Raw genomic sequence first — 11,019 nt, 5'->3', positions numbered from 1 at the left:
CCCCTGACCAGCTTCGTCGGGCGCGATGACGACCTCGCCCGGATCGGGACGCTGCTCGCCGCGGGGCGGCTCGTCACCGTGCTCGGCCCCGGCGGCGCGGGGAAGACGCGTCTCGCCGTCGAGGCCGCCCGTCGCCGCCGCCACCAGTACCGGGACGGCGCGTGGATGATCGACCTGGCCTCCGTCACCGAGCCGGCGAAGGTCGGCGCGGCCGTGCTCGCCGGGATCGGGATGCGCGGCGGCGCGCGGTTCGAGGCCCGTGGGCGGACGGACGGCGACGAACTGGACGTACTCGTCGACCGGCTCGGCGGCCGGGAGATCCTGCTGCTCGTCGACAACTGCGAGCACCTGATCGACGCCGTGGCCCACCTGGTCGCGGCCCTGCTGTCCCGCTGCCCCGGGCTGCGCGCGCTCGCCACCAGCCGCGAACCCCTCGCGGTCGATGGCGAGGCGCTCGTACCGCTCGGCCCGCTCGCGCTGCCCGGCCCGGACGACGGCGTCGAGGAGGCCCGGCGGGCGGCGGCGGTACGCCTGTTCACCGAGCGGGCCGCGGCCGTACGCCCCGGCTTCGCGACCGACAAGGCGACGCTGGACGACGTCCGACGGGTGGTCCGCGGCCTGGACGGGATGCCGCTCGCCCTGGAACTGGCCGCGGCCCGGCTCCGTACGCTGTCGCTGCCCGAACTGGCCGACGGGCTCTCCGACCGCTTCCGGCTGCTCACCACCGGCAGCCGCACCGCGCTGCCCCGCCACCGCACGCTGCGCGCCGTCATCGCCTGGAGCTGGGACCTGCTGAGCGCGGACGAGCGTACGGTCGCCGAACGCGTCGCGGTCCTGCCCGGCGGCGTCACACCGGCCTCGGCCGCGGCCCTCTGCGCCGGCACCGACGTGCCGCCCGCCGGCATCCCCGAACTCCTCGCCGCCCTCGTCGACCGGTCGTTGCTGCACCTCGCCCCCGAACCGGGCCGCTACCGCATGCTGGAGACGCTGCGCGAGTACGGCGCCGACCGCCTGGCCGCGACGGGCGCGCTCGGGACCGTACGCGACCTGGCCGCCGGCTACTTCGCAGAGCTGGCGGCCCGTTACGAGCCGCGGTTGCGCGGCGGCGGCCAGCCGGCCGCCATGCGCGTCATCAGGGCCGAGTACGACAACACACTGGCCGCGCTGCGCCGCCGCTGCGACACGGGCGACGCCTCCGGCGCGGTCGTCCTCGCCCTGAACCTGGCCTGGTACTGGCAGATGCTCGACCGGCACTCCGAAGCGGCCTACTGGCTGGGCGAGGCGCTGGCGGTGCCGGACGGCGAGCCGTCGACCAGTGCCCGATCCGCCGACCGCGACTGCGCCCGAGCCATCCATCTGCTCAACCGGCTCGGTCACTGGCCGGGGAGGACCCCCGAAGAGGCCGCGGCCGACTGGGCCGAGGTGGAGGAACTGGCCGAACGGCTGCTCGTGGGCCCGGAACCGCCCGGTCCGTACGGTGTGCTCATCGCGCTCCCGTTCACGTTCCTGCGGGGAGCGAAGACCGCGCCCGCGATCATCGAGCGCCTCGCCGACGGCGACGACGTGTGGCTGTCCGGGCTGGCCCGCATGTACCGGGCCCGGTTCGCCGAGAACGTGGGCGATCTGGAGCGGACGCGCACCGACGTGGAGGCGGCCCTGGCCCGCTTCCGGCAGGTCGGCGACCAATGGGGCCAGGCCAACGCGCTGCCGATGCGCGCCCAGCTGCGGCAGTACGACGACGACCTCGACGGCGCGCTGGCCGATCTGCGCCGGGCCCGTGAACTGGAGCGCGAGTTCGGCTCGCTGAGCCTGAGCGACGAGGTGTTCGGCGACCTGCGCTGGATCGACCTGTACCTGCGGCGCGGTGAGACCGACCTGGTGATCGCGACGATCGACGCGGCCCGGGAGCGGGCGCTGCGCACGACGCTGCCGGGGATGCTGTGCCTGGTCGACGTGTGGGAGGCCCGCCTCAGGGTGGGACTCGGCGACCTGGACCGGGCGCGGGAACTGCTCGACGCGGCCGAACAGGGGCTGCGCGGCACGCCCCCGTTCCCCGGCGCCCACGCGCTGGTGCTGCTCGGCACCGGCAGGGCCTCGCTCCGCCTGGAACTGGGCGACCCGGCCGGCGCGGAGCGGGCGCTGACGACGGCGTACGCGGCGGCGCTGGCCACCGGCGACCTGCCGGTCACGTCACTGGTGGCGGTGAACGCGGCGGCGCTCGCCGAGGCGTACGGGCTCCCTCGCACGGCCGCTGTCCTGCTCGGCGCCGCGTCCCGGCTGCGCGGCGCTCACGACCGTACGGACCGTCAGGTCCGCGACCTCACCCGCCGGGGGCGGGCCGCGCTGGGGGAGGGGGCCTTCGACGCGGCGTACGGGGAGGGGTGGGGGCTGGACGGGAAGGCGGCGGTGCGTGCGGCCGATCCGGCCCGTATCCATGCTGCGCCGTCGGCGGGCTCGCGCTCGTAGGATCTATCGCTCGCCCACGGCGCTTGATGACGTTGGAGTACGGGAAAGCTGGCTGCCGGGGCGCGGGGACGTCCGGGACGCGGGGAGTCGCCATGGTCACGACGGTGTCGGCACGCGGCTTGCGAGCAGGTCACGCGTATCGGCGGGGAGCTGTGTTCTGCGCGCTCGCCGCCTTGGCGGTGGTCGGCTGCGACGCTTCCGGCGGGGCGGGCCGCACGGACGGGGCGGCCTCATCCGCATCTCATCGGCAGGCGTCGAAGCAGGCCTCGAAGCAAGCCCCGAATCCGTCCTCGCCCGAGTCCTCCCCTGAGCGGACGCCGACAGCTTCGGCGTCGGCGACGGACGGGCGTGACGTCGGCGCGTGCGCGGACGGCAACTGCGAGATCGCGGTGTCCGAGCCCGTGACGTTCCGTTTCAGGGGGCCCGCCGGGGCCGCGGCGACCATGTCCGTGACCGAGGTCGGCCCGAACAAGATCGAATACACCGTGCGCTCGGGCGGCGGCCAGTTCGGAGGCGGCGCGAGCGGCCGGGGCCAGGGCTGCGTCACGGTCGTCCGCAGCACCGGTGGCGGCAACTCCTGCGGGGGGCTGGTCCCCGCCACCCGACCGAGCCCCCAGCCGCAAGCCGTCGTGATTCAGGTGGCGCCCGGCGCGGACGGTACGGCGATCATCGACATCGTCTCCGGCTGACGGGTTCCGAGGGCGCCCCGGCACACGTACGGCTCGGCCTTGTGCGCAGACCGTTCGCGGTCCGCACCCAAGGCCGGTGACCGCTGTTCGCTACCGCACCCGAACCGTGGTGCTCAGTCCGTGCCGAATTCCATCGCCGCGCGGTCGAGGAGTTCGAATTCCTCGTCGCCGGAGACCGCGCCGCGCGAGGCGATGGCCTCGGCTCCGCCCTCCGGCATCGCGCCGATCAGCCCGGTCGAGGCCGCCTGGGCGGCGCCGACGAGCGCGGCCTGGCCGGTGCCGACCATGCCGAGGCCCGCGTACTGCTCCAGCCGGGCGCGCGAGTCGGCGATGTCGAGGTTGCGCATGGTGAGCTGGCCGATCCGGTCCACCGGACCGAACGCCGAGTCCTCGGTGCGCTCCATCGACAGCTTGTCGGGGTGGTAGCTGAAGGCGGGGCCGGTCGTGTCGAGGATCGAGTAGTCCTCGCCGCGCCGCAGCCGCAGCGTGACCTCGCCGGTGACGGCCGCGCCGACCCAGCGCTGGAGCGACTCGCGCACCATCAGGGCCTGCGGGTCCAGCCAGCGGCCCTCGTACATGAGGCGGCCGAGGCGCCGGCCCTCGTTGTGGTACTGGGCGAGGGTGTCCTCGTTGTGGATCGCGTTGACGAGGCGCTCGTACGCGGCGTGCAGCAGGGCCATGCCGGGGGCCTCGTAGATGCCGCGGCTCTTGGCCTCGATGATCCGGTTCTCGATCTGGTCCGACATGCCCATGCCGTGGCGGCCGCCGACGGCGTTGGCCTCCATCACCAGGTCGACGGCGGAGGCGAACTCCTTGCCGTTGATCGTCACGGGACGGCCCTGGTCGAAGCCGACCGTCACGTCCTCGGCGGCGATCTCGACCGACGGGTCCCAGAACTTCACGCCCATGATCGGGTCGACCGTCTCGACGCCTGTGTCCAGGTGCTCCAGGGTCTTGGCCTCGTGCGTGGCGCCCCAGATGTTGGCGTCGGTGGAGTACGCCTTCTCGGTGCTGTCCCGGTAGGGCAGGTCGTGGGCGAGCAGCCACTCCGACATTTCCTTGCGCCCGCCGAGCTCGGTCACGAAGTCCGCGTCCAGCCATGGCTTGTAGATCCGCAGCTGGGGGTTGGCGAGCAGGCCGTAGCGGTAGAACCGCTCGATGTCGTTGCCCTTGAACGTCGAGCCGTCGCCCCAGATCTGGACGTCGTCCTCCAGCATCGCCCGGACCAGGAGCGTGCCGGTGACGGCGCGGCCGAGCGGCGTGGTGTTGAAGTAGGGGCGGCCGCCGGAGCGGATGTGGAAGGCTCCGCAGGAGAGCGCGGCGAGGCCCTCCTCGACCAGCGCGGCGCGGCAGTCGACCAGGCGCGCGATCTCGGCGCCGTACGTCTTGGCACGGCCGGGCACCGAGGCGATGTCGGGCTCGTCGTACTGGCCGATGTCGGCGGTGTAGGTGCAGGGGACGGCACCCTTGTCGCGCATCCAGGCGACGGCGACGGAGGTGTCGAGGCCGCCGGAGAAGGCGATGCCGACGCGTTCGCCAGTGGGCAGTGAGGTGAGAACCTTGGACATAGGAAGAGTATGCCTCACCATGCATGATCATGCAAAATCCGGCCGTCGGGCAGGTGCATGCCCCTTGACCATCCGCTGATTATCCGCCCATAGGACAGCTGTGAAGCTGTTGAATTTGCGGCGTCGGCCGGAACCTGGACGACCACATCCGCTTCGGCTGCGTATGGCAGACCCACGACATACCGATGCCGCCGCCCACGCGCAGCCAGGCGGTCTGCTTCTGGGAGGACGAGACGCGGCCCGGAGCGCCGGAATTCTTCCTCTACCTCTCGCCCACGGGCTCGGTGTCCCCCGAAAGCGCCGCCCAGTACCCGCTGCCGGAACGGGCGGTCACCTTCCTCCCCGGCATGCGGCAGCGCGGCAAGGGCCGGATCTCCCTCGCGGGTACGGACCCGACGCTCGCCCCGCGCGTCGACACGCGCTTCCTCTCCGACCCCGAGGACGTGGCCTCGGCGCCGGCCTGCGTCGCCATGGCCCGCGAGATCGGCAACTCGGCCGAGTTCGCCCCGTACCTCAAGCGCGAGGTGGCGCCGGCGGCCACGGCGCGGGCCGACGTGGAGCTGTTCCTGCGCAACGCGGTCGAGACGTTCTGGCACCAGTGCGGCACCGCCCGGATGGGCACGGACGGGGACGCGGTGGTGGACGGACAGCTGAGGGTGTACGGCGTCACCGGGCTGCGCGTCGCGGACGCCGCTGTGCTGCCGCACGTCACGCTCGCCAATACGACGGCTCCGTGTGTGGTGGTGGGGGAGACGGCGGCGGGGATGGTGCTGGAGGAGCACGGCGGCTGAGGCGGGTGGTCAGCGGCTTTACGGGCTCTACGGGCGTGGGTCAGCCGCGCGCGGCCCCGCCGGTGTCGGCGTAGGCGGCCAGGCCGCTGACCATCCGCTGCATGAAGCGCGTCAGATACCACCGCCAGAACGGACCCGAGAGGCGCGGCTTCGGCTCGAAGACCGCCGACCAGGTGATGTCGGTGCCGCCCTGCGGCGACTCGGCGAGTTCGACGGTGCCGCGGTAGGACCGGAAGGGGCCGCTCTCGTTCTCGTAGACGAACCGCCGGTCGGCGACGAGTTCGACGATGCGCTCGCGGGCGATCGTCTTGCCGGTACGGAAGACGCGGGTGTCGCCGACCTGCTGAGGGACTGCGGGGCCCGCGGGGCCTTCGGGGGAGCCGCTGCCGGGCTCGACCTCCACGGCGTCGATCGCCGACCAGGTCGGCCAGGTGGCGGCGTCGACGAGGACGCCGAAGACGGCGGGGGGCTTCGCGGGCGAGTGGGCGGTCACGGAGTAGGTGCAGGGGGTGTAGGGCATTGCCCCACGCTAGGACGGCTCGGGCGGTGCGGGACATGCGCGGGATTGCCGACCTGTCGACGAATTCCTGCGGTAGACCGACGGCCGGACGCCGACGTGCGCCAGGAAGGCCGAGGAGAAGCTGCCGGGACCGGCGAACCCGCAACGTTCGGCGATCTGCCCGACGGTGAGGACGGTGCCGTCGAGCAACCGCCGCGCCTGCTCGACGCGGAGCCGGGTGAGGTACCGGTGCGGCGTCTCGCCGGTGGCTTCGCGGAACACGCGGATGAAATGGTAGACGCTCAGGTTCACCTCGGCGGCGACGTCGGCGAGCGTCAGCGGGTGGGCCAGTCGCTCGCGCATGACGGCGATGCCGCGGTGGACGGCGGTGCGCTCAGGCCCCGGCAGGCGGTGATCGCGGCGGTGGGCCTGCGTCAGCAGGTGTGTGGTGAGGAAGGCCGCGGCGGACTCCGCGTACACGTCGCCAGCGCCGGCGGCCGCGGGCAGCGCCCGTACGATCTGCTCGACCAGCGCGTCGCCCGCCCCCAGCCAGGCGGCCAGCGCCTCGAAGTCCGGCGCCGGCACCGCCATCTCGGCCGCGGTCCGCTCCACGGTCGCCCGCGGGATGTGCACCTGAACGGTGTGCAGCGTCGACTTCGCCCGATAACTGCGCACGGTGGACCGCCCCGGAACCACCAGCTCCAGCCGCCCGTCCGCCCACCGCCGCCGAGCCGCCCTGCCCCCGGCCCGCACCCGCATCTCCGCCTCGCCGCCCGTACAGAGCACAAGATGCACATCGTCCACCCCCGGCAACGGAAACTCCTCCGCCTCCCGCGCGTGAACGAACCGCTGCACCAACAACGACCGCCAGCCGGCCTCGTGCCAACTGCAATAGGTGCGCCGGACGAGCGCGTCCATCTCGATAACCCCGCCGACCCCGGCATACGGCCCCAGGTCGAACTCAGCCGTGTCGATCACCCCACAACCCTAGGCTTTCCGGCGGGACTGCGGCGGCCGCTCTCCGGGGCGCACGGGTCGTGCGCGTGGAGAGGGCAGCGGCACAGGGGGAATCGGTTCGTCGGGGAGGGCCCGTGCGGTATCTGCTGAGCCACCGGGCCGGGCTCGCCGCCCTCGCCGACCCCGGCACCGGCGCCGACATCGCGAATACCCCGCGGCGGCGGCGCGCCGAGATCCCCGCCGCCAACGGACACGCCACCGCGCTCTCGCCGGCGCAGCTCTACGGCGCCTACGCCGGCCGTGCCGCCGTGATCGGCGCCGAGCAGGTCGACCGCGCGCGGCAAGGGCAGGGGCGCTGCCTCGACCTGGTGCTCGGCGCCGCGCTCGGCCGCGAATCCGAGTTCGGACTCGGCGTCATCCCCAGCGGGACGGACGGCGAGTTCGGGCCCGATCCGCGCGCCTTCGGATTCGACGGTTACGGCGGTTCCTTCGGAATGTGCGACCCCGAGGCGCATTTGAGCATGGGGTACACCATGAATGTGATGGGCCACCATGTAGTGAACGATCCGCGGAAGACCGGGCTGATCGATGCTGTTTATCGCGCTCTCTGAGGCGCATACGATCTGAGGCGCACGTTCCCGGAGCCGCCGGGTGCCCCCGGCGTCCGGCGGCCCGGTCCGGTTTACCGGCGGTCACGGGTTGTCTTCTGCTCCGCTGCCCAACAGGGCAGCAACCGCTTCCCCTTCGGGTACCCCGCTTGGCTCCCGCCCCTCCCGCCTTACATCTTGTGGCGAGGACAGAGGTTTCGCGCGCTACGCCGGGAAACCGCCGCACCCGCCAGGGCCGGAAGGGGTCTTGCCATCATGGTTTCCGAGGCCGAGCCAACGCAACACATCTCACGCGACGACGTGCGCACTGCGATCGGGCGCATTTGGAAAGAGGTCCTCCGCCTCGAAGAACTCGGCTACGGCGACAATTTCTTCGAACTCGGCGGGCACTCGCTGACGGCATCGCAGGCCATCGCCCGCATCTCGCGCACCCTGCGCGTCGAGATCCCGATGGCCGACTTCTTCGAGCGGCCCACCGTCGACGACCTCACCGACTTCGTCATGCGGAAGCCGGAGCACGGACAGCAAGCCCTCGCCGCCGAGAACGGCGTCTCCACATGAGCGCCGAAGCGCCTCTCTCGGCACTCTCCTCCGCCCAGCAACGCCTCTGGTTCCTGTGGCAGCTACGGCCCGACGGCAACGAGTACAACGTGCCGCGCGCCACGCGGCTGCGCGGACCGCTGGACGTACCCGCCCTTCAGCAGGCCCTCGACCGGCTGATCGAACGGCACGACGTGCTGCGCGCCACCTTCCCCACCGTGGACGGCGCGCCGGCCCTGCGGATCGCCCCTCGCGGGAGCGTGCCGCCGGCCCTGACCGACCTCAGCCGGTCACCCGCCGCGACGCGCGAAGCCGCCATGAACGAAGCCGTGGCCCGCGCCGCCCTCGCCCCCTTCGACCTGACCAACGGGCCCGTCTTCCGGGCGGACTTGATCCGGATCGCCGACGACGACCACGCGCTGGTCCTCAACTTCCACCACATCGTGGTCGACGGCTGGTCCCTCGGCGTCCTGGACCGCGAACTCTCCGCCCTCTACCAGGCCGCTCTCGACCAGGCCGCGTCGGACGGGGGCGAAGCCGCCGACCCGCTCCCCGCGCCCGCACGCTCGTACCGGGAGTACGTGGCCGCCGAGCGTCGGCTCCTCGACGGGCCGCGCAGCCGCGAGGCGCTGGACTACTGGCGCGCCGAACTCGACGGCGCGCAGCTCAAGCTGCCCCTGCCGACCGACCGGCCGCACCCCGCGACGCAGAGCTTCGACGGCGAGGGCCGGGCGTTCGCCGTCCCGGCCGGGCTCGGGCAGCGGCTCGAAGCCGTCGCCTCCCGCTACCGCTCCACCCGGTTCATCACTCTGCTCGCGGCCTACGCGGTCCTGATGTCCCGGATGGCCTCCACGCCGGACGTGATCATCGGCGTACCGGTGAGCGGCCGCACGGATCTGGAGGTCGAAGGGACCGTCGGGCTGTTCGTGAACATGCTGCCGCTGCGCGTGCGCTGCGCGCCGGACACCGCGTTCGGCACGCTCGTACAGCAGGTCCGCGACACCTTCCTCGCCGGGCACGAGTACCAGGACCTCCCCTTCCAGCTGCTCGTCGAGGAATTGCAGCCGGACCGCTCGACGTCCCGGCACCCGCTGTTCCAGACCGTCGTCACCTACGAGGACGTGCCCGAGCCGGGCGCGCTCCTCCCCGGGCTCGCGTCCTCCCCGCTGCCGATGCCGATGGAGACCGCCAAGTACGAGATCGCGCTGCACCTCGCGTGGCGGCGGCAGGGCGGCGCCGAGGCGTGGGTGGGCTACCAGGCGGACGTCTTCGACGGCCGCACCGCCGAGCTGACCGGCGAACGGTACGTACGCCTGCTGGCCGCCGCGCTCGCCGCGCCCGAGGACCAGATCGGGCGACTGCCCGCACTCGGCGCCGACGAGGAACGGACTCTCCTCACCGACTGGTCCGGCGCGGCCGACAGCACGCACGAGGTCACAGGAGAAGGCGGGCGCGTCGATCAGCTCTTCGCGCGCCAGGTGCGCGCCCAGCCGGACGCCGTCGCCGTACGGACCGCCGAGGGCATCCTCACCTACGCCGGGCTCGACCGCGCCGCCGACGAGATCGCGGCCGGGCTGCGCGCGGCGGGCGCCGGGCCGGGCGCCCTCGTGGCGGTCTGCCTGCCGCGCGGCGCGGAGCTCGTGACCGCGCAGCTGGCCGTCCTCAAGTGCGGGGCCGCGTACGTCTCCCTCGACCCCGCGCACCCCGCCTCCCGCCTCAACGCGATCCTCGCCGAGGCGCGCCCGCTGGCCGCCTTGACCGACGCCGAGCACGCCGGGGCCCTCGACGGCGGCAGCGGCAGCGAGAGCGGCACAAGAAGTACGAGCATCCTCACGCTCGACGGCGTCCGTGCCCCCGAAGCAGCGGCACCGCCCGTCCCGCGGACCGGGCGGCCCAGCGATCTCGCCTACGTCATGTACACCTCCGGCTCCACCGGCCGCCCCAAGGGCGTGATGGTCGAGCACCGCGCGCTCGCCAACCTCGTGGCCTGGAACCGCGAGGAGTTCGGCCTCGGCCCCGGCGACCGCAGCACGCTCATCGCCGCCCCCGGATTCGACGCCTCCGTCTGGGAGATCTGGTCGGCCCTGACCGCCGGCGCCACCCTGGAGGTGCCCGACGCCGAGACCGTGCCGGACCCGGCCGCGCTCCGCTCCTGGCTCATGGAACACCAGCTCACCAGCGCCTTTCTGCCGACGCCGCTGCTGGAACGGATGCTCGGCGACCCGTGGCCCGCCGGATCGGCCCTGCGGACCGTGCACACCGGCGGCGACCGGCTGCACGGAACGGGCGATCGCCCGCTGCCCTTCCGCCTCGTCAACAACTACGGCCCCACCGAGAACACGGTCATCGCAGCTTCGGGGGCAGTGGCGACGGAGGGCGGCGAGGCGCGCGGAGCGCTCCCCGGCATCGGACGGCCGGTCACCGGTACCGAGGCGTACGTCTTCGACGCCGAGCTGCGGCCGGTTCCGGTGGGCGTGCCCGGCGAGCTGTACCTGGGCGGCGCGGGCCTGGCCCGCGGCTACCTCGGCCAGCCGGCCCTGACCGCCGACCGGTTCGTCCCGCACCCGTACGCCCCGACGCCCGGCGCACGCCTCTACCACACGGGCGACCTCGTGCGCTGGCGGACCGACGGGAGCCTGGACTTCCTGGGCCGCAACGACCACCAGGTCAAGATCCGGGGCGTACGCATCGAACTCGGCGAGATCGAGAACGTGCTCCGCGCCCACCCGGGCGTACGGGAAGCGGCCGTGCTCGCCACCGCCCCGGAACCGGACGCGTCCGCCGGCCCGGAACTCGTCGCCTACCTGGTGGCCGCCGACGGCTCGGCCGCCCCCGAACTCGCCGGACTCCACGACCACATGGCGCGGTGCCTGCCCCGCCACATGCACCCGCGCAGATACC

At 73.2% G+C, this 11,019-nt stretch carries 9 protein-coding genes; 6 read left to right on the top strand and 3 right to left on the bottom strand.

Features of this window, described 5'->3' with window-relative positions; translation table 11 throughout:
• On the top strand, positions 1–2,466 hold a 2,466-nt coding region (locus ACFU99_RS18470; RefSeq protein ID WP_384392934.1), incomplete at its 5' end, for an ATP-binding protein.
• 152 nt (positions 2,467–2,618) lie between these two features.
• Entirely contained in the window at positions 2,619–3,155 is a 537-nt protein-coding gene (locus tag ACFU99_RS18465; protein ID WP_384392931.1) for a hypothetical protein, read from the top strand.
• 113 nt (positions 3,156–3,268) lie between these two features.
• Here ACFU99_RS18465 and argG read toward each other — a convergent pair whose 3' ends face one another.
• Complete coding sequence (gene argG, locus ACFU99_RS18460; protein WP_384392929.1) at positions 3,269–4,723, bottom strand: argininosuccinate synthase; 1,455 nt, start codon at positions 4,721–4,723, stop codon at positions 3,269–3,271.
• A gap of 185 nt (positions 4,724–4,908) precedes the next feature.
• Between argG and ACFU99_RS18455 the strand changes: the two genes are divergently transcribed.
• On the top strand, positions 4,909–5,514 hold the full coding sequence (locus tag ACFU99_RS18455; RefSeq protein WP_384392926.1) for a GMC oxidoreductase: 606 nt from the start codon (positions 4,909–4,911) through the stop codon (positions 5,512–5,514).
• Between the two features lie 40 nt (positions 5,515–5,554).
• On the opposite strand, the gene ACFU99_RS18450 is transcribed toward ACFU99_RS18455, so the two are convergent.
• Both ACFU99_RS18450 and ACFU99_RS18445 read right to left on the bottom strand, forming a co-directional pair.
• Positions 5,555–6,034 carry an SRPBCC family protein gene (locus ACFU99_RS18450; protein ID WP_384392923.1) on the bottom strand — a complete coding sequence of 160 codons (480 nt, stop codon included), beginning with the start codon at positions 6,032–6,034 and terminating at the stop codon, positions 5,555–5,557.
• A gap of 9 nt (positions 6,035–6,043) precedes the next feature.
• On the bottom strand, positions 6,044–6,991 hold the full coding sequence (locus ACFU99_RS18445) for a helix-turn-helix domain-containing protein (RefSeq protein ID WP_384392920.1): 948 nt from the start codon (positions 6,989–6,991) through the stop codon (positions 6,044–6,046).
• 113 nt (positions 6,992–7,104) lie between these two features.
• Between ACFU99_RS18445 and ACFU99_RS18440 the strand changes: the two genes are divergently transcribed.
• The 3 genes from ACFU99_RS18440 to ACFU99_RS18430 all read left to right on the top strand — a co-directional run.
• On the top strand, positions 7,105–7,581 hold the full coding sequence (locus tag ACFU99_RS18440) for a serine hydrolase (RefSeq protein WP_384392917.1): 477 nt from the start codon (positions 7,105–7,107) through the stop codon (positions 7,579–7,581).
• Positions 7,582–7,878: 297 nt separating this feature from the next.
• On the top strand, positions 7,879–8,139 hold the full coding sequence (locus tag ACFU99_RS18435) for a phosphopantetheine-binding protein (protein WP_384392914.1): 261 nt from the start codon (positions 7,879–7,881) through the stop codon (positions 8,137–8,139).
• Positions 8,136–11,019 (top strand): amino acid adenylation domain-containing protein (locus ACFU99_RS18430; RefSeq protein ID WP_384392911.1); only part of this gene is annotated, 2,884 nt, incomplete at its 3' end. The genes ACFU99_RS18435 and ACFU99_RS18430, both read left to right, overlap by 4 nt.

Origin of the sequence: Streptomyces sp. NPDC057654, assembly GCF_042800135.1 — a bacterium.
GTDB lineage: Bacteria > Actinomycetota > Actinomycetes > Streptomycetales > Streptomycetaceae > Streptomyces.
The sequence above is the reverse complement of the archived record's forward strand: the minus strand, read 5'-3'. Positions and strand labels throughout refer to the sequence as shown.

What these genes read in the sequence shown, in the direction of transcription:
- ACFU99_RS18450 (WP_384392923.1), bottom strand. Translation starts at nt 6,034, where the DNA reads ATGCCCTACACCCCCTGCACCTACTCCGTGACCGCCCACTCGCCCGCG.
- argG (WP_384392929.1), bottom strand. Translation starts at nt 4,723, where the DNA reads ATGTCCAAGGTTCTCACCTCACTGCCCACTGGCGAACGCGTCGGCATC.
- ACFU99_RS18455 (WP_384392926.1), top strand. Translation starts at nt 4,909, where the DNA reads ATGCCGCCGCCCACGCGCAGCCAGGCGGTCTGCTTCTGGGAGGACGAG.